The organism is Paenibacillus sp. FSL M7-0896 (assembly GCF_037975415.1).
Taxonomy (GTDB): domain Bacteria; phylum Bacillota; class Bacilli; order Paenibacillales; family Paenibacillaceae; genus Paenibacillus_AQ; species Paenibacillus_AQ silagei.
In genome coordinates, this window is record NZ_CP150250.1 from 5,488,337 (window position 1) to 5,508,468 (window position 20,132).

Here is a 20,132-nt window from a genome sequence, read left to right on the forward strand (position 1 = left end):
AATGACGCTAGTTCAGATCCTCCCTGATTTTGTAGCGGACAGCAAGATAACTTAGTATTAGAATCGCTGCAACCGCTACTCCGAATGTATGAATCAGGTCAGCCGTGCTGCCTAGATCCTTGACCCGTACGAGCGTGTTGATCAGCAGATATTGCGTCAGATGAGTGCCTGTGAACTGATTCTCCAGCGCCCCCAGTACCATCCCAATCACATTCAGAGCCAGAACGAAGCCGGCGCTCAAGCTGATGAGCAGGTTCTTAGTCATCATAGAAATGCAGAGAACAAGCAGTGAGAACGCCCAGTGCAGCAGGAATTGGCTGGCCAGCAGAGTAATGAGCATGCCCAAGTCTCCCAGATCCGTCTGACCCATAAACAGTCTCCTGCCGATTCCGTCTGCAATTAACAGGATCAGGAACAGCATTGCCACGAATAGGGCGAGAATCGCCATTTTGGAGAAGACGGAGTGGATTCTTGCCTGTCTCATGGAGATATAATTCTTATGGAAGCCGGAGTTCCATTCGCTCATATAGAAATAAATCGTGAACACGGCGATATAGATCAGCATCCAGGAAGGCGGCTGTGAGATCACAAGCTGGATGAACTCACTCTCCGTTAAGCTGCTGAGCAGCGGACGGCCCCCCACTGGCTGCGCGTATTGCTTCATCATATAGATGCCGAAGATCTGAAAGGCACAGAACAAAAGCAGCAGCAAGTACATAATCTTGTTTCGCGTGAAGCGGTACAGGTCCATCCGCAACAGATTAATCATGGCGTTCACCTGCACTTTCCGTGCGTTCCAGGAAATACTGCTCCAGGCTCTGCTTATGTCTTGAGATGGAATCTACCATTATCCCATGCTGCGCCAGCTCCTGGACGATCTGCCGGATGCGGATATGCTCGTCGTATACATACACCGTACGGCTGTCCACCACTTTATATTGTGTAATCTTCAGCTCGCGCTCCAGCACCGGGAGAGCCTCCCGGGCTTCCTCCACGCTAATCTCGATCCGTTCCTCACAGCGCTGCTGTAATTCTTCCTTGGAGATTACCTCGGCGAATTCCCCCTGATGGATAATGGCATACTTGGTGGCGATTTTGGAGAGCTCCTCCAGAATGTGGCTGGAGATCAGAATCGTCAGACCCGTTGCGTTCAGCTCCAGAATGAGCTCCCTAATCTCTACAATCCCTTGCGGATCAAGCCCGTTAATCGGCTCATCCAGAATCAGCACATCGGGACTTCCAAGCAAGGCCACCGCGATTCCCAGCCGCTGCTTCATACCCATGGAATAGCTTTTGACTTTGGTGGTATTCTTAGGATCCAATCCTACGAGCCTCAGCAATTTCTCTATCGTGGTATCCCTGTCACTTAGACCATATGCGATGGCGAGCAGTTTCAGGTTCTCATAGGCCGAGATGTTCGGATATAACCCGGGCTGCTCAATCAGTACCCCCATCCGCTCGAAAAAAGACTGGTCCCCCGCCGCCGCACGGTTGAAAAAATGCAGCTCTCCCGAGGTCGGATATACGTGTCCGCTGATCATTTTAAGCAGCGTGGATTTGCCCGCACCGTTCTTGCCGATGATGCCGACAATCTCTCCTCTGTAGATTTTGAGATTGGCATTCCTCACCGCTGCTTTCGATCGGTACATCTTGGTCACTCCGCATAGTTCAATGATGCAATCTGTCATGTCTGCCACCTCCTTACCCTAAGTTAACAGGATGAAGACTAATAGTTCGCCAACAAAAGGTTAAGAAAGTTCAAAGTTCATCATGGACTCAGCCGGAAGCCGATGCCCCAGACCGTATCGATATAGGCTTCGCTGTCGTGCGCTTTGATTTTATTGCGGATATTGCTGACATGTACCGTTATCGTCTTGTCCTCGCCCAGATAGATCTCCTCCCAGGCCAGCTCATAGAGATCCTGCTTCGTGAACACGCGTGAGGGATTCCTGACCAGCAGCTCGACAATCCGGTATTCCTGGCGGGTCAGAGCAAGCACGCTGCCATGAATTCTGACACTGTAGGCCGTGCAGTCCAGTACCAGATTTTTATGCCTGAACTCCTTCAACGGCTCACCGGCAGCTGTCCGCTGGATATGGACATGGATGCGGGCAATCAGCTCCTCCAGCTCAAAGGGCTTGGTCACATAATCATCAGCGCCCAGCGTGAACAGATCCAGCTTATGATCCAGCTGATCCTTTGCCGAGAGGACAATAACCGGAATCCGGGACTTCAACTCCTCACGCAAACGGTGCATAAACGCCTCGCCGGACAATCCGGGCAGCATCAGGTCCAGGACAATGAGGTGGTACTCCTGCTCTGCCAGATTCAGCATCCCTTCACTGCCCGAATAGGCCCGGGTACACTGAAAGCCTGCGGCGGTAAGCCCGTCATGCAGAATTGCGTTAATATGCTCGTCATCCTCAACGATGAGAATTCTTTTGCTGTTACTATTGAGAGGGATGCCCATGGGGGTGCTCCTTTCCCGCTTTTGCGAATTCGATATCAATGCTGAAGATGCGGCTGGCGGAATTGGCCGATGCGTCGCCGTTCATTTTCTCCATCAGCGCCTTCACAATCGAGAGTCCAAGACCTGAGGAATGTCGGGTACGCGACGGATCTTCTCTGTAAAAGCGGGTAAAGATCTTCTCCGTATCCACACTGCTGCCTGGCTTAAGCCGATTGGTGAAGCGTATACACAGCATCTCCTGCCTGTCTTCAACCTCTACGGTCAACGGGCCTTCGCCGTGGATGAAATAGTTGCCGATGATATTGGTAAAGATTCGTTCCAGCGCATGGATATCCCCCATCACCCGGGGAGAACGCTCCGGCAGCCGAAGCTCAGGCTCATTCCCGGACCGGGTAAAATCATCAATGAACGTAAACAGGTTCCGCTTCAACACCTCCATAACGTCCAAGTGCTGCAGCTCCAGACTGTATTCGGGATTCTGCAGCTTGGTATAGAGGAACAGCTCGTCCACCAGCTTAATAATCTGCTGTATTCTCGACTGGGCAAGCGCTACGTACCGCCCCTTCTCCTGCTCCGCCTCTGTCTGCAGCGCCAGCTGAAGGTAACCATCCAGCGAAGTGAGCGGCGTGCGGATATCATGCGACAGACTGGTAATCGCCAGATTCATCTCCTGATTCTTGCGGCTGAACTGTTCTCCCATCGCTCGCTGGCGGCGTAACAGGTTATTGCACTCCCGCACCAGCCTGCCGATCTCCCTTGGCTTCAACTGGGTCGCTACCAGCTTACGGGATTGATGCTCCATAATAAAAGACAGCTGGCTGCCAATCTGACCAACCTGTCTCCGGTAGTTCAGCAGGTACACAGTCTGGGCAATCAGCAGCAGCAGGAGTCCTGCCAGAACAATAAGGATACGATCAACTCCTCTCATATGGTTTTATTATATACGATTACAGAGTCTTAGTCCGGGGTGGGGGCGAGCTTGTGGCGTATAGAGATTCCCTCCTTGACCACTCTGAGCTGAATTTCGCCCTGCTGGTCGGTCCGGTAGATCTCAGTATTTGCGTCAGCCAACCGGTCCAGTACACCGCCATTGGGATGCCCGTACATGTTATTCACACCGGCTGAGATTACAGCGGCCCCGGGGTTCCAGAAAGCGAGCCAATCTGCGCTGGTGGCGGTTTTGCTGCCGTGATGGGCGACCTTGAGGACGTCGATGGGTCTGCCTTGCCGAATCCCGGATTGACTTGCGGAATGTAGGATGGCCTCCTCTGCAGCCTGATCCATATCTCCTGTGAAAAGAAAGCTCCGGCCGTTCATCTCCAGCCGGAACACCACCGATTCGTGGTTCTGATCCTCCACTTCCTCTGGCAGGATCTGTCCATCCGCTCGCGGCTCCGGCCAGAGGAAGTTCAGCCGCGTGGCCTCGTCCGGAGCCAGCGACATGCCCTGCTGCACCGGATACAGCCGGACACCCGCGTCCAATGCGGTCGTCATCAGCTTGGTGTACGGCTCTGTGTCGGCTAATGTTCCGTTGAACAGCAGCGCCGATACCGGTATCCCTTCCAGCACCGCCTGGAGCCCTCCGGCATGGTCCTGATCGCCATGCGTCAGAATAACCGCGTCCAGCCGGTGGATACCCCGCTGCTTCAGGAGCGGCAGCAGCGTCTTCGCCCCGACCTCGAACGGGCTGCGGCGGATGCGCCATTCCTCCCGGTTGCCGAAGCTTACAGTACCCCCGCCGTCCACCAGGATATGCGTTCCACCTGGCGTGGTAATCAGACTGCTGTCCCCCTGGCCTATATCCAGGAAGCTGATGGAACCGGAGCCGTCGCGTATAGCCTCAGCGTTATAGCCCTTATAGAGCAGAATGGTCAGGCCTATAGCGCACAGTATCGCTGCGGGATTGCTCCAGCGCGTAGCTCCAGTCGGCGGATAGGCTTGAAAGGCCGGCGCGGCTCTTCTGCTGTTCGCAATGGATAGCAAATCTGGCTGGTTGGTGGTGTTTCCACTTTTACTATTGGCGTTTCTGCCGATCTTCCACCGGCCGTTTCCCTGCGGTTCCGGCCTTTCCAGTTCCGCCAGCGGACGGGTCTCATCATCCATGAACTGGGGAACAAGCCTAGCTTCAGTCCTCCGCTTCAACGCAAGTAACAGACCGTACAGTAGCCCGTAGTAGAGACAAATCCACAGAAAGGAAGGGGAAGCCCAGATCAGCACCCCGGCGGTGAATCCGTTCACCCACTCCACTGCCGCAAAAGTGATATTATTCAGTATCTCTGCAAGCTGTGCCAGCAAAAGTGCTGCTGTATTCCAGATCCGCCCAAGGAGCAGTGCCAGTGTTCCCAGGGGCAGTACCAGGAAGGTGATGAAGGGAACCAGCAGCAGATTGGCAGCAACGGACAACAATGAGAATTGGTTAAAATAATAAATCGTCAGCGGAAACGAGACCAGCTGAGCAATAATCGTTACAGAGAGACTGCTGCCCAGCCAGCCCGGTAACCGCCTGAATAGCGGCGCAGCAAGCGGTGTGTACACCATGAGTCCTGCCGTCACCAGAAAAGACAGCTGAAAACTGACACTAAGCAGCAGATAAGGGTTCCAGACCAGCATCATCAGAGCGGATGCCGCCAGAATGTTCAGTCCATCCTTGAGCATGCCCAGCCTTGCCGCCAGCAGGGCAATCATGCTCATGATCCCGGCGCGGATCACGGACGGTCCGGTCCCGGACAGCAGCACATAGACCGGAACCAGCAGCAGGGTCACCGTCAGTGCGGTTTCTCTGGTTAAGCGGCAGCGGCGCAAGAGAACCAGGATTACTCCGACGTACACCGCCACATGCATCCCCGAGATAGCCAGGATATGAGTGAGCCCGAGCTGAGAGAACTGTCTGAAGGTCTCCGGGTCCAGTTCCTTTTGGATACCAATGACGAGGCCCTTCATATAACCCGCATGAGGCTCCTGAAATAAGCGGCTCATTTCTGCACCGAGCACGGATCTTGCCTTATCATTCCAGCGCAGAATAGTGGACGGCTCCCACGAGACTTGGGGGTTAACCGTTACACTGGCTGTTCCCGTTCCTTTGAGCAGCCAGTGAATCTTTTGGGTGAGCAGATAGGCACGGTAGTCGAATCCGCCGAAGTTGCGCGCTATCTGCGGTTGTATCAATTCCCCCTCAATGACCACCCGGTCTCCCCGCTGCCACAAGGCAGCCTCAGCGATCTCACTCTCCTCCTGGAGCTTGATTTGTACAGTTACACGTTCACCTTCAGCACCTCTCATTCCCGCTCCCGCTGCATCTATCTCTGCGTCTGTCTCTGCGGCAACACCCGGATTGACTTCCGCCTTCACTTCGCCTTCCGTTCCCGCTGCGGCGGCCAGCTCCCCCTGATGCAGCCTGATCCCGGACAGCTTCACGACAAAATCAACCCGGTCCCCGTCCCGCTCCACCGGAGAAGCGATAACGCCTGCGGCTGTTATATATGCTTCATTCAGTTCGCTCACCGGTTGCCCCAACACCTCAGGCAGCAGACTCACATTGCGTACCTCGCTGTATTCCCAGTATAAGGCTGCCACAATCAGTGCTGTCACCAACACCCCAGCCGTCCTCCAGCGTATTCCGCCGCACACCGCCCAGACTACAGGCAGCAACAATAGCCCTGTGAGGCAGAACAGCAGACTGCGGCCAGAGAACAAACATCCTGCGGCACTTCCCGCTACCCAGCAGACCGTAAAGCTTAAGAGCGGCCTTCTGTTCATAATCATCTCTCCTTCCTAATTAGCACTAGACGCCAAAGAACCCCTGCATACGCATACAAATGCGTGTACAGAGGTTCTTCCCCTGAAGCCCGTCACTATTCTTTTCGCGTCTCGTTCAGCCAACTATGTTAAGCCCGTCAGCCCATCCGTAGGTGCTGCTTATTCAGATACTGAAATCATCGTTTCTTTAGGCGGCTCATAGTTCTCCAGTTGACGGAACACGATGCCTTTGGAGGAGAGCATCGCCTGTACCTTCTCCATGTCTTTCTTGTAAGGACGCAGGTAGACAATCTCCACGATCCCGCTGTTAGCCAGCATATTGGCACAGGTCCAGCAGGGTTCATCCGTCACATAGACTGTACTGCCTTCCCGGTCGCTCCGGTCTGTGAACAGCAGCAGATTCTGCTCGGCATGGATCGTACGGATGCAGCGCTGCTTTTTGACCATTGTCTCTACACCGTCTATCATCTCACGCTCGTATTGCTCAGAGACCATGCAGCCTGCTTCCGAGCAGTCAGGAACGCCCATCGGCGCACCGTTATAGGCCGTACCCAGCAGCTTCTTCCCCTGCACCAGCACCGCGCCGACATGGCGGCGGGGACAGCGCGAACGGGTGGAGACCATGCAGGCAATATCCATGAAGTATGTATCCCAGTTCTTGCGGTAAGCCACAGTCATCAGCAATCTCCACTTTCTCTTCAATAGTTGTTCATTATTGTAGCATACCTGTCTGCGTTTTCACTAGGATATTGATAGCCCGCAACAACCTACATTTCGCCTATCCCTCGCTTAGATCTCCCGTCCCGCCACTTCTACACCACATTTGCTCTTCCGTAGAGTGGGGTGTGATTGCACTTCATACAGTAGAAATTGCATTCTCAGCGCCTAAGTAACGTTCTGCTGCACTTCATACAATTGATTCTTTCATTTAGTCTCCAAAGAACCTCTTTTGCAAAATTCTAATGTACGAAGTGCAGCAGATTCAGTTTTCAGGCGGTTTTTGAGCTAATCTAATGTACAGAGTGCAATTGCAGCTTACTGTGCCTCTGTCCATGCTCAGTATGGAGCCCGCTAAGTGGAAAAACTACAACCGTTACTGGTAAAAGCGCCGAATGTAAGCTAGTAGTTGGAAAAATGACACTTAATTTATTGCAAATTGCTGATTCAGCGCATTCAGGCTAATTTAGATGCCCTAAATCCACTTACTGTTCGTCAAGGTAGCATTTAAGATTTATAAAGTGGAGGAAATCCAACTGCTTCCCCGACAGACGTGTTGTTCGGAGACGGAGACATTCAGGACGGCGGCCTTAAAATGCCACCAGCGGCTTCAGCTTCTCCAGCAGCTTGGGGCCGATGCCCTTCACCTTGCCCAGCTCCTTCACGCTGCGGAAGGCTCCCTTACTGGTGCGGTAGTCGATAATCGCCTGTGCTTTCTTCTCTCCGATGCCCGGCAGATCCATAAGGGCTTTGGCATCGGCTGTATTCACATTGATCCGGCCGTCAGCCGCTGCCGGGGCTGCAGTGCCAGCGGCTCCACCAGTTCCAGCTGTTGCAGCCGCCGTTCCACTTGCACCGCCGCTTCCCGCCGCTCCTTCGGGTCCTCCTGAGTCCGCCGCACCCCCTATCCCGGCACTCGCCGCTCCAGCGCCAGCTGTTCCATCACCGGTGGCCGCACCGCCAACAACTCCGCTACCCGCCTCGCCTACAACATTCGCGCCAGCAACTCCATTACCAGTCACACTCCCGCCAGCTCCTGTGTCCACTGTTGCACCACCCGTGGCTGCGTTGCCAGTTACTCCACTACCCACCGTACCGCCACCAGCTAACTCGCCACCTGCCTCTCCGCTACCTGCCGCACCTGCAACACTCCAGCCAACTGCCCCGTCCCCCGCCGCACTCCCGCTAGCCACTCCACTACCCGCCGTACCGCCACCAGCTATCTCGCCACCTGCCTCTCCACTACCCACCGCACCTGCAACACTCCAGCCAACTGCCCCGTCCCCCGCCGCACTCCCTCCAGTTACTCCACTCCCCGCCGTACCGCCACCAGCTACCTCGCCACCTTCCGCTCTGCTCCCTGCTGCACCAGCCACACTCCCGCCATCACCCCCGGCGGCTGCACTGCCACCCTCACCTTCAGCCGCTACACCCAGCGCCTGCGCCATTCCGGCGTTCAGTGTAGACCATCCGGCGATGCCGGCGTCCTGTGCTCTATGGTCTGCGGCCCATACCAGGCCGCCGCCCAGCAGCGCGGCGGTAATGGCGCAGATGATCAATCTTTTATCCATCAGGTTGTCCTCCCTCAATAAATTGGAATTTTATTCAAAACTGCGATGAATACCTGTCATGTGTCCAAGTCTGGCCTGCATACATATAACGAAGAGTATCACTGTAAGCCAGCAGCATAAGAAAGGAGGTACCACAGGATGAAAGTGGGATTTATCGGAACAGGCAGCATGGGAAGTCTGCTGATCGACACCTTCCTTCGGTCGGGAGCCCTTGAGCCATGTGATGTGATGGCCAGCAACCGCAGCCCGGGCAGGCTGATGGAGCTGAAGAAGCTTCATCCCGGAATTACGATATGCTCCGGCAACATCGAAGCCGCCTCGGAGAGCGACCTGGTGTTCCTGTGTGTCAAGCCTTTGCAGTTCAAGCGGGTAACCGATGAGATCGCCCCTTATCTGCGCAGCGACCAGATCGTTGTATCGATTACAAGCCCTGTGCAGCTCTACCATCTGGAATCGGCCCTGCCCTCCAAGGTCGCCAAAATCATTCCCAGCATCACCCATTCCGTTCGAGGCGGGAGTTCGCTGTGCATCTTCGGTAGCCGATTAAATAAAAAAGACAGGCTGCTGCTGCTCCAGTTATTCTCCTGCATTGGTGTTCCGGAGGAGATTCCTGAGGGTCATACGCGGATTGCCTCAGATTTCTCCAGCTGCGGTCCGGCCTTTCTGAGCTATTTCCTGGAGCGGTGGATTGAAGCGGCTGTAGAAGCAACCGGCATCGATGAAGCCCTGGTCACCCGGCTGGCGGGTGAGATGCTGCTGGGTACGGGCAAGCTGCTGACCGAAGGCTCGTTCACCCCGCAGGAGCTGCAGGAACGGGTAGCCGTCCGTGGAGGCATTACCGCGCAAGCGCTGAACCATCTGCAGACGAGTCTTGAAGGGGTGTTTGAACGGCTGATTACCACCACACATGACAAGTATGATGAGGATGTGGAAAAGCTCGACGAGCTGTTCGGCCTCGGCAGCATCGCCCAGAGCCGACTCGACCGCTAGCGAAATGTATCCATTATCAAGGCCATTTCCTCCATAGGGCAATCAGCGGTCCCCTCCACCTCCGCAGAGAGCGCCCTGAAACCAAGAAAGCCCGCAGCACGGAAACCTCCGTTGCTGCGGGCAGAATTGCGTTCTTCGCTTAACCCACTACGATATTTACCAGCTTGCCGGGAACGGCAATGATTTTGCGTACGGTTTTGCCTTCGACGGCCGCCTTCACATTCGGCAGGGCCAGGGCGTGGTCCTGCATTTCTTGCTGGCCCATATCCGCCGGAATCAGCGCGCGCTGGACGATTTTGCCGTTCACCTGCACCACGATTTCAACCTCAGCATCTACAGTCAAGGCTTCATCATAGGCCGGCCAAGCGACATAGCTGATGCTTCCTTCATGGCCCAGCAGCTCCCACAGCTCTTCGGCAATATGCGGTGCCAGCGGGGACAGCATCTGCACGAAATGTTCAGCTGCTTCCTTGGACAGGCTCTCCTGCTTGTAGGCATCATTGATGAAGATCATCAGCTGGCTGATCGCCGTATTGAAGCGCAGCAGCTCGAAATCCTCCGTGACCTTCTTCAGTGTCTTGTGCCAGGTGCGTTTGAATTCATCCGTACCCCCGCCCTCTGTAATCTTCGCGCTGAGGCTGCCGTCTTCATTCACGAACAGGCGCCATACGCGGGAGAGGAAGCGGTGAATGCCTTCGACACCCTTCTCGTTCCAAGGCTTGGTGGCCTCCAGCGGCCCCATGAACATCTCATAGACGCGCAGGGTATCTGCCCCGTAAGCTTCCACGATCTCATCCGGGTTAATGACATTACCGCGCGATTTACTCATCTTCTCGTTGTTGTTCCCCAGGATCATTCCCTGGTTGACCAGCTTGTGGAACGGCTCCTTGGTATCGACTACGCCGATATCATAGAGTACCTTATGCCAGAAGCGGGCATACAGCAGGTGAAGCACCGCATGCTCGGCTCCGCCGATGTACAGGTCAACCGGCAGCCATTCCTTCTGCTTCTCCGGTGAACACAGCTCCTGATCGTTGTGCGGATCGATATAACGCAGGTAGTACCAGCAGCTGCCGGCCCATTGCGGCATGGTGTTGGTCTCGCGGCGGGCTTTCATGCCGGTCTCGGGATCAACCGTCTCGACCCACTCGGTCACATTCGCCAGCGGAGATTCCCCGGTGCCCGAAGGCTTGATAGCATCCACATCCGGCAGAACCAGCGGCAGCTGATCCACAGGCACCGTCTTCATCGTGCCGTCTTCCAGGTGCAGAATCGGAATCGGCTCGCCCCAATAACGCTGGCGGCTGAACAGCCAGTCCCGCAGGCGGTAGGTTACTTTGCCCTTACCGCTGCCCTTCTCTTCCAGCCAGGCGATCATCTGAGCCATCGCTTCAGTATTGGACAGACCGTCGAGGAATCCCGAATTGACATGCGGACCGTCGCCGGAGTAGGCTTCTTCTTCGATATTGCCGCCCTGCACCACTTCGATGATGTTCAGGCCGAACTGCTTGGCGAATTCCCAGTCGCGGGCATCATGGCCCGGAACGGCCATAATTGCTCCGGTTCCGTAGCCGGCCAGCACGTAGTCGGCAATCCAGATCGGCACCTGCGCACCGTTCACCGGATTAATCGCATACGCGCCGGTGAATACACCGCTTTTCTCCTTAGCCAGATCCGTACGTTCCAGATCGCTCTTGCGGGAAGCCTTGTCGCGGTATTCGGCAACGGCTGCCTTCTGCTCATCCGTGGTGATGGCATCCACCAGCTTATGCTCCGGTGCCAGTACGCAATAGCTTGCTCCGAACAGGGTATCGGGACGGGTAGTGAACACTTCAAGCACAGCCTCATGCCCCTCAATCGCAAAGGTCACCTCAGCACCGGTCGATTTGCCGATCCAGTTGCGCTGCATATCCTTGATGCTCTCTTCCCAGTCCAGCTCCTCCAGATCCTCCAGCAGGCGGTCGGCGTATTCCGTAATCTTCAGAATCCACTGGCGCATCGGTCTGCGGACCACGGGATGGCCGCCGCGCTCGCTTTTGCCGTCGATGACTTCTTCATTCGCCAGAACGGTTCCCAGCGCCTCGCACCAGTTCACCGATACTTCGGCCACATAAGCCAGTCCACGGTTGTACAGCTGGATGAAAATCCACTGCGTCCACTTGTAGTACCCCGGATCTGTCGTACTGATCTCGCGGTCCCAGTCGTAGGAGAAGCCCAGCGACTTGATCTGGCGGCGGAAATTGTCAATGTTCTTGAAGGTAATGTCACGCGGATGCTGGCCGGTATCCATTGCATACTGCTCTGCCGGAAGTCCGAAGGCATCCCAGCCCATCGGGTGCAGCACGTTGTAGCCGCGCATCCGTTTGAAGCGGGACACGATGTCGGTGGCGGTATAGCCTTCCGGATGGCCTACGTGCAGCCCTGCGCCGGAAGGATACGGGAACATATCCAGGGCGTAGAATTTCGGCTTGCCTGATTCTTCACTTGTCTTAAAGGTCTTGTTCTCGTCCCAGAATTTCTGCCATTTCGGCTCGATGGTCTGGGCGCGGTAACCAATATTGTCGCTCATCTTGTGCTCCTCCTTGGAGTGTTGCTGTATTAGGTAACTCTATTGTAAAAAAATACTGTAAATAAGGGTCACTGCAGAAAGTTTTGGGCTTCCGCCCGCTGTTATACTCGGATTTCTGAATTATAAGCTTCCAGGTAGAAATCCGAGTATAAAGGCGGCCACTAACGTTGCTACAGCTCCAAAATTTCTTTCCGTTCCTTTATATTTACATAAAATCTGTAATAACCAATTCACTTGCCTAGTGCAACAGCAAAGCCCAAGAGCCGCCCATGATTCGCCGGGCCGTAAAAGCCACGGCAAGGCTATCGGCCATGCTTTGCCGGGCCGGCAGACCCGCTTCCGTTCCACCATTCCCCCAGGTTAACCACAAAAAAACCTCCCATCCCTAGCGTATAATCGCTAGGGACGAGAGGTATGAATTCCCGTGGTACCACCCTAGTTAGCGGCGGACATTCTTTGTCCGGCACTCACTTTGACACCCTGTATCGGGGGTGAGGCGACGGCGGTTCACTCGCCGGTCCCTCTAAGGAACCTGCGGCTCGCGCCATTACTCGGAGGTGAGTTCACTGCGGTCCGTTAACCGGCTCGCACCTGGGGTGCCGGCTCTCTGCAATAACGGTCTCACGAATTAATACTCCTCTTCATCGCACTGCTATGAATGACTCTTCTTATCGTAATATTCACCACATTATAACCAAAAGATACATGTACCGTCAATCCTTTCACCCGAAGTAGCCGCAGGTCCCCTTGTTCCTGCATGTGACGGGATGAATTACGGCTGCTTTATGCCGGTCTTCTGCGGATATAATAGCCGATGATATGCTGAATGACCACCTTGGCGGCAGCGAAGAAAGGAACGGCCAGAATCAGTCCGATCATTCCGGCAATCTCCCCGCCGACCAGCAGCGCGAAGATGATCAGCAGCGGATGCAGATGCAGCTTCCGTCCTACAACCTGCGGAGAGATCACGTTGCTCTCCAGCATTTGGCACAGGGTATTCACCACCGCCACCAGCAGGACAAGGCGCCATGACAAGGTTGTGGCCATTATAATGGCCGGGGCCGCCCCCAGAAACGGACCCATATAAGGAATAATGTTGAATACCGCGACAACACAGGCGAACAACAGCGCATAAGGCATGCCGATAATCGCGTAGCCGATATAAGCGAGCACGCCGATGATGATGCAGACGAGAAACTGTCCGCGGATATAGTTGCCGAGCGCTTCATCAATGTCTTTTAACAGCATCACAATCGACTTGCGGCGCGAACGGGGCAGACAGGATACCACCATCCGTTCGAATACCTCGAAGTCCTTCAGAATATAGAACACGAGAAAAGGCACAATGAATGCGTTGAACAGCACGCCAATGGTCGAAGCGATATTATTAAGGAAGTGGGAGATGCCTTCGGCCAGGCGGTTCTCCAGCTGATAGAACCAGTTATTCATTCCCGTCTCCACCCCGGGCGGAATCAGTCTGGAATTCATGCCCTTCATCAGCCCCTGCGCGTGCAGGGTCATCTCCGGCAAATGCTCGTTAAGCTCCTCCAGCTGTTCAATGAACATCGGGATCAGATTGATCAGAATCACCGCAAGCGAGGTCAGGAACACCGCATAGATCAGCAGGACGGCTACGCTGCGCGGCATTTTTCTCCGGGAGAGCATAGTGACCACCGGATTCAATACATATGAGATAATCATGGCGGCCAGGAACGGGGCCAGAATCGCTTTTAGAAACAGGAATACCCCATTCAGCATCGGACGGAGCAGCCAGACGAAATATAGAATAATCAGTGAGAGCAGCACGCCGATCATCCAGCGGAGCCATTTACTGCGGAACCACTCCTCCATAATCTCCCTCCTGAACGTGTACAGCCCTTAACCATCATGCATATTAGTATGTGTGGGAGGGGAATGAAATACTCCGCTCTGCAAAAAATTGGTTTTTTGTTATTTTAGTTCGCAGGTTGGTATAGTGGCCGGGTTCAAGGTTCGCTACAATCATAGTGTAAAGCGCTTACATTATTGAGGAGGGTATTGTATATGAGGAGAACGCTACACAAGCTATTCGGTGCAGGGATGACCCTGCTGCTTGCCGGTCTGCTGACAGGAGCTCCGTCCGTTTCGGCGGCCACCGTCTTTGATGAGCCACTGACCTACTTCAACCCAGCAACCTGGCAAAAAGCAGACGGCTACTCGAATGGCTCCATGTTCAACTGTACCTGGCGTGCGAATAACATCTCTTTCACCAGTGGCGGACAGCTTCGTCTGGCCCTGACCAGTCCCAGCAATAATAAATTTGACGGCGCGGAGTACCGCTCTGTGTACAAGTACGGCTACGGCAAATACGAGGTCAGTATGAAGCCGGCCAAGAACAGCGGGATTGTCTCCTCCTTCTTCACCTACACCGGGCCTTCAGACGGCACGCCTTGGGATGAGATTGATATTGAGTTCCTCGGCAAGGATACCACCAAGGTCCAATTCAACTATTACACGAACGGCGTTGGCGGTCACGAGAAGATTGTCAATCTCGGCTTCGATGCTTCCCAGAGCTATCATACGTACGCCTTCGACTGGCAGCCGGGTTATATTAAATGGTATGTAGACGGGGTCTTGAAGCATACGGCCACCAGCAACATCCCCTCCCGGCCCGGTAAAATCATGATGAACCTCTGGAACGGAATCGGTGTGGATTCCTGGCTCGGTTCCTATAACGGGGCAAACCCGCTGTACGCCTATTACGATTGGCTGAAATTCACAGGCAACTAACTTGCAGGCAGGAGATGGACCCCGGCGGTGCGCAAGCGGCATCCGCCGGGGTCCTTTTGTCTATGCGGATCATGGCGGCCCATCTTCAATATTTGTTATTCCAATCGCCACATTGGTATGGCGGCTGCTGCCGTCCTTCTGTACGATATATAGCAAGAATACAGCACAGGAGGAACAGATTCGGGTGGGGCCGCCGTTAGGCAAATAGGCAGAAGCACCCAAGCCTATCTACGACAAGAAACCGCCTTATTATAGAGGCGGTTTCTTGTCCCTGCGGTATTTAGCGGCTGCTGCGGTCCCAGGCATTGACTTCCATGGTTTCGGTAAGTCCGCCGTAGGTGTTCCACTTGTGCACGAATTCGTCGAATTCTTCAAGCGGGCTGTCCGCGAAGATGATTTTGATGAAGCTTTTCTGCTCCAGCTTCTTCAGCAGCTCGCCGTCGCGCTTCATCGTCGCTGTCGGAGGTCCCGTGAACTGCTCCTTCCGGGAAGCCTCCTTCTGGCCCAGCAGCACAGGGGCAATGTCCTTCGGAATCTCCCGGATGACCCCGGAGGGAATCCGGGCCCCGTCGAAGGTTAGCGTGTACGAGGCTACCCGGATGCCGCCCAGCGGCAGCGCCGAAGATTGGGCGCTCGGCTGGCCGCCCGCCATGGACCAGTCATAGCCCTCTGCAAGGCCATGGGCGAACTCGCCGGTCGAGGTAGCGTATGAATCGAACAAATAATTCTGATACGTAAAAAAGATTTCAGGGTGCTTCATCTGCTTATTAATCAGAATGGCACCATTGACAGGCAGGGTCCCTCTTCTCATGGTGAGCCCACCTGGCCCCGAAGGGATGGCAATTGCCCGGATGTGCGCCTCAGCGTCACTATTGGTCAGGGAGGACAGCGGCCAGCCGCGCATCCAGTAGGGTCCGGCAATGATGCCTGCCTTGCCGGAGATGAACTGGTTCGCTGCTCCCTCTTCGTCCAGCCAAGCGCTGTCAGCGCTCAGATAACCGCGCTGTACCCATTGCTTCATGAGCTGGACAGCCTTCCTTGCCCCGGGCTGGATGGAGCCGTATTCCAGAGTGCCGTCACTCCGGCGGTTCCACTGCTCAGGAACCGTACCGTAGGCGCCGAACACCCAGCTGCTGTCTCCCATCCAAGTGCTGGGGCCGTTGCGGAATCCGACCGACAGGCCGTAGGTATCCTTGATTCCGTTGCCGTCCGGGTCCCGGTTGACGAAGGCATCCATGACCTGCTCCAGCTCATCCAGGGTCTGCGGGGCTTTCAGATGAAGCTTGTCCAGCCAATCCTGGCGGACCCAGAGCAGCGGATCGGAGTTATATTCATAATCCATAATGGGAATGGCATACCGGTGCGCGCCGCGCATGAAGGGGTTCCATGCCGAAGCATCCTCGGCAACAGCCTTCTTCCACACCTCGGACGCATGCTGCTCGAACAGGTCGCCGACTTCCATGAATTGCCCTGAATCAATCAGCTCCTGGATAATAGCGGCATCTCTGGTCGTTACGATGTCGGGCATATTGCCCTTGGCCAGCTCCAGCCTCAGCTTGTTGGCGTAAGTCTCTGAGGTCCCGGAGATCGTCCAGAGATAACGGATGCGGATGCCAAGCCGCTTCTCGGCCCAGGCCGTATGTACGTTATGCTCCAGGCTCTCCCCTTTGATAAAGTTCAGATTGGGGTTCACGGAGCCTACGGTATACAGGTCTACCGGAGGATCATATTTGCCTTCCTTAACATCGAAGTAAGGGGCTGTACTCTGCGGTGAAGCGGGCGGCTGACTATATTCGGTGCTGTCCCAGGAGCAGCCTGACAACATCAGGAGCATCAGGAGCAGCAGGAACAGCGGTGAACGGACTTTCATGTAACCACCTGCTTTTCGTAGAGTTCATAATCTTATGATACACTTCTCCATATTACAGCAAATGTCTTGCAAAGGATGATCTTTATGGTGGCATGGCGTCCCAACCTGTTCATTAAAATGGTGGCAATCCTGCTCTCGCTGATTGCCGCCACACTCTTATTCTACGGATCATCCTACCGTAAGGATGTCGGAGTCATTACAAGTCAGATCAAAACCACCGACCTGAATCATCTGGAATTTCTGACCCAGCAGATGGATAACAACATCAACCAGCTGGCGGGCAGCATGTATGCCCTGCAGCGAGACCCCACCATCCGCGATTATGAGCAGATTACGCAGCTGGGCCATCTTATTGATCCCGCCCAGACGATTATGACGGTGCTTGAGAAGCTGTCCCTCCAGACCAGCTCCAGTACGTGGGAGAACCGGATTGTCTTGTACAAGCCCTTCAGCGGGGAGACCTTGGGCTCGGATTCCTCGCTGTCCTTCGATGTCTCTGTCCTGCACAAGCCGCTCCCGGCGGGCTGGGAGTATATCTCGGAGGATAGGGCCGGTGCGGAGGCAGGCTTCCGGCTGCTCTTATCGGACCCTGCCGAGGCAACAAGCCGGCCGCGCGAGGCGCAGCTGCTGATGTCCATGTATTTACCGGTCTCCAATATTGAACGGATGTTCGATGCCTACCAGTCGCAGAACACGGGGGACACCTTCCTGTACCATCCGTCATTCGGCGTCATCCTCTCGCGGAGTTCGGACCGGCAGATGGCGGAGCAGGTCACCGCGGCACTGAATATCACGGCCGGGAAGAGTACCTCCGACATCTTCGATCTTAAGCAGGGCAGCTTCCTGGTCAGCTCGGTGCCCTCCTCGGCCATCGACTGGCAGGTCGTGCATTATTCACCGCTGAAGGAGATTCTTGAGCCGATCCGCAGCAGCCGCTCTTCCTTCCTGACAGGATCGGCTATCCTGCTGGTGATGAGCCTGCTTTTCTCCTTGCAGCTCTACCGCCAGGTGCAGCGTCCGGTGAGCCTTCTGCTGCGTTCGCTCAACCGGATGAAGGAAGGGCGCTGGTCTACCCGTATCCATACCCGGACCAACCCGGAGTTCACGCTGCTTAATGAAGAATTTAATGACATGGCCGAGAAAATTCAGTCGCTGATCGAGCAGGTCTATCTGGAGCAGCTCCGGGCCAAGGATGCCCATCTGAAGCAGCTTCAATCACAGATCAATCCGCATTTCCTGTACAACTGCCTGTTCTTCATCAAGAGCAAGGCCGCCATAGGAGATACCGAGTCCGTGGAGGCGATGGCACTCAGCTTAGGCGAATATTACCGCTATATCACCAGGGTCGATCATTCCCTCACCACCCTTCAGGATGAGCTGAAGCTGCTGGAGAATTACCTGAAGATCCAGAACCTGCGGAAGCAGCGTATCTGCTACGAGATGGATATGGAGAGCGAGCTGCTGGACCTGCACATTCCCCGGCTGCTGATTCAGCCGCTAGTAGAGAATAGTATCATTCATGGCATTGAGCGAAAAATCGGCCCGGGCTCCATCCGGATCACCGGCCGCCATACCGAGGAAGCCATTCTCATTACCGTCGAGGACAACGGCGCCGGGATGACAGAGGAAGCCATTGCCGCACTTCAGGCGCGTATCAACGAAACTACGCGTGAGGATGGAGGCTGCGGGCTATGGAATGTCCAGCAGCGTCTCAAATTACATTACGGCGAGGCTTCCGGCCTGATGATTGCCCCTTCACCGGAAGGCGGTCTAATAACAACTCTCCGTATGGAGAAGAAAGAGGAACCTGATGCACCAAATTCTATTGGTTGACGATGAACCCTATGTGGTCGATGATCTGTCCATTTCGATTCCCTGGGCGGAGATGGGCTTCGGACAGGTCCACAAGGCTTATTCCGGGTATGAGGCGCTGGAGCTGCTCCAGCGTCATCCCATCGATATTGTAGTCACAGATATCAATATGCCGGAGCTGTCCGGCACCGAGCTGATTGCCGCCATCCGCAAGCGCTGGAAGCATATCCGGGTGGTCATGCTGACCGGCTATGCGGAGTTTGAATATGCCCGCAAGGCCATTGAGGAGCAGGCCAGTGCCTATCTGCTTAAGCCGATAGCCAATGACCAGCTGATCGCCGTCATCGGTAAGCTGCAGGAGAAGCTGCGCAGTGACTGGGAGGCCTGGTCCTCCCACCAGCGGACGATGCAGACCTTCCGCGAGCATCTGCCCATTCTGCGGGACCGCCTGCTTGGGGAGCTGCTGCAGGGACGGAAGCTGCCCGGGCCGCAGCTTCAGGAGCGCCTGGACCAGTTCGACCTGCCGTTCAGGGCCGGACAGCCGGTCTGTCTGGCCGTGGTCCGTCCCGAGGAGTTCTTCCGCCGCCAGGATATGCACAGCATGCTGCTGTTTGAATATGCAATCATTAATATCGCCCAGGAGCTGTTCCAGGACCGGTTCCTGATCTGGTCCTGCAAGGATGTACATGACTATCTCGTATTCCTGCTGCAGCCCAGGGAGGATCTTGAACATGGCGGCAATCCGGGAAATGAGGTGGCCCAGGCTGCCTATCAGCTGCAGAATCATGTCAGTACCCTGATGGGAGGCGGCCTGTCCGTGGTGACCACCGGCTGGGGAGACTTCCCGGATCAGGTCTACACTCTCTATCAATCCGCCATCTCAGCCATCCGCCAGCATATCGGCAGCGAGACCGGCATCTATCTCGATACTACGGATAACAGCAGCTCCCAGCCCGTGGAGATTCTCCAGCCGCTGTATGAGCCTCCGCTGCTGTTCCACATGTTCGAAGCGAATAACTGGCAGGGGATTGAAGATAAGCTGAACGCTATCGTATCGGAGCTGATCCACAGTCCCGAGCGGTCACTGGAGCATATCCAGGAAGCCCGTCTGCACTTGGAGACGGCCTTCTATTACTTCGCCCACAAGAATAACAAGCTGCTGAGCGAGATTGTCGGCAATCCGCTGCTGGAGCAGGCTCCCTTTCAGACGCCGGACAAGCTGCGGGAGTGGGCCATGGAGGTTATCCTTCTGCTGAGAGAGCATACGGATTCCGAACGGCGGAACAGCCGGACCGTGCTGATCCGCAAGGTACATGAGTACATCAACCGCAATCTGCACTATGTCTCCCTACAGGCCATCGCCGACCATGTCCAGATGCATCCGGTCTATCTCTCCAAAATGTACAAGCTGGAGACCGGCAAGCGGATCAGCGACTACATCAGTCAGGTAAAGATGGAAAAAGCGGCGTATCTGCTTATCCATACGCCGCTCAAAATTTATGAAGTTTCCTCGGAGCTCGGGTACTCCAACGCCCATTATTTCATCAAGCTCTTCAAGGAATATGCGGGGATGACCCCGCATGAATACCGTGACCGGGCGCTGTAATT

At 55.1% G+C, this 20,132-nt stretch carries 14 protein-coding genes; 4 read left to right on the forward strand and 10 right to left on the reverse strand.

Annotation, left to right across the window (positions count from 1 at the left end; translation table 11 throughout):
* Positions 1-7 precede the first annotated feature (7 nt).
* The 7 genes from MKY12_RS23640 to MKY12_RS23670 all read right to left on the reverse strand — a co-directional run bounded on the left by MKY12_RS23640 (position 8) and on the right by MKY12_RS23670 (position 8,514).
* On the reverse strand, positions 8-769 hold the full coding sequence (locus MKY12_RS23640; RefSeq protein WP_339311146.1) for an ABC transporter permease: 762 nt from the start codon (positions 767-769) through the stop codon (positions 8-10).
* Positions 762-1,688 (reverse strand): ATP-binding cassette domain-containing protein, encoded by a 927-nt coding sequence (locus tag MKY12_RS23645; protein WP_339311147.1) that lies wholly within the window; start codon positions 1,686-1,688, stop codon positions 762-764. Before MKY12_RS23645 ends, MKY12_RS23640 begins: the two co-directional genes overlap by 8 nt.
* Positions 1,689-1,768: 80 nt before the next feature.
* On the reverse strand, positions 1,769-2,470 hold the full coding sequence (locus tag MKY12_RS23650; RefSeq protein ID WP_339311149.1) for a response regulator transcription factor: 702 nt from the start codon (positions 2,468-2,470) through the stop codon (positions 1,769-1,771).
* A complete protein-coding gene (locus MKY12_RS23655; RefSeq protein ID WP_339311151.1) occupies positions 2,451-3,398 on the reverse strand; it encodes a HAMP domain-containing sensor histidine kinase in 948 nt (315 codons plus the stop codon). Before MKY12_RS23655 ends, MKY12_RS23650 begins: the two co-directional genes overlap by 20 nt.
* Positions 3,399-3,427: 29 nt before the next feature.
* Positions 3,428-6,226, reverse strand: coding sequence for a ComEC/Rec2 family competence protein (locus MKY12_RS23660; RefSeq protein ID WP_339311153.1), 2,799 nt, complete (start codon positions 6,224-6,226; stop codon positions 3,428-3,430).
* Positions 6,227-6,385: 159 nt separating this feature from the next.
* A complete protein-coding gene (locus MKY12_RS23665) occupies positions 6,386-6,904 on the reverse strand; it encodes a dCMP deaminase family protein (RefSeq protein ID WP_076082103.1) in 519 nt (172 codons plus the stop codon).
* A gap of 629 nt (positions 6,905-7,533) precedes the next feature.
* Positions 7,534-8,514, reverse strand: a complete 981-nt coding sequence (locus MKY12_RS23670) for a helix-hairpin-helix domain-containing protein (RefSeq protein ID WP_339311155.1) — start codon at positions 8,512-8,514, stop codon at positions 7,534-7,536.
* A gap of 138 nt (positions 8,515-8,652) precedes the next feature.
* Between MKY12_RS23670 and comER the strand changes: the two genes are divergently transcribed.
* On the forward strand, positions 8,653-9,504 hold the full coding sequence (gene comER, locus MKY12_RS23675) for a late competence protein ComER (RefSeq protein WP_076082109.1): 852 nt from the start codon (positions 8,653-8,655) through the stop codon (positions 9,502-9,504).
* A gap of 139 nt (positions 9,505-9,643) precedes the next feature.
* Here comER and leuS read toward each other — a convergent pair whose 3' ends face one another.
* Positions 9,644-12,073, reverse strand: coding sequence for a leucine--tRNA ligase (gene leuS / locus MKY12_RS23680; RefSeq protein WP_036732290.1), 2,430 nt, complete (start codon positions 12,071-12,073; stop codon positions 9,644-9,646).
* Between the two features lie 783 nt (positions 12,074-12,856).
* Positions 12,857-13,924 (reverse strand): AI-2E family transporter, encoded by a 1,068-nt coding sequence (locus MKY12_RS23685; RefSeq protein WP_036732291.1) that lies wholly within the window; start codon positions 13,922-13,924, stop codon positions 12,857-12,859.
* A 228-nt stretch (positions 13,925-14,152) separates the two neighbouring features.
* Here MKY12_RS23685 and MKY12_RS23690 point away from each other — a divergent pair, with 228 nt between their 5' ends.
* Positions 14,153-14,842, forward strand: coding sequence for a glycoside hydrolase family 16 protein (locus MKY12_RS23690; protein ID WP_076082211.1), 690 nt, complete (start codon positions 14,153-14,155; stop codon positions 14,840-14,842).
* A 280-nt stretch (positions 14,843-15,122) separates the two neighbouring features.
* Here MKY12_RS23690 and MKY12_RS23695 read toward each other — a convergent pair whose 3' ends face one another.
* Positions 15,123-16,712, reverse strand: coding sequence for an extracellular solute-binding protein (locus tag MKY12_RS23695; protein ID WP_339311158.1), 1,590 nt, complete (start codon positions 16,710-16,712; stop codon positions 15,123-15,125).
* A gap of 84 nt (positions 16,713-16,796) precedes the next feature.
* Here MKY12_RS23695 and MKY12_RS23700 point away from each other — a divergent pair, with 84 nt between their 5' ends.
* Together MKY12_RS23700 and MKY12_RS23705 are read left to right on the forward strand one after the other, a co-directional pair.
* Entirely contained in the window at positions 16,797-18,545 is a 1,749-nt protein-coding gene (locus MKY12_RS23700; protein WP_339311160.1) for a sensor histidine kinase, read from the forward strand.
* A complete protein-coding gene (locus tag MKY12_RS23705; protein WP_036732293.1) occupies positions 18,523-20,130 on the forward strand; it encodes a response regulator in 1,608 nt (535 codons plus the stop codon). Before MKY12_RS23700 ends, MKY12_RS23705 begins: the two co-directional genes overlap by 23 nt.
* The last annotated feature ends 2 nt before the right edge of the window (positions 20,131-20,132 follow it).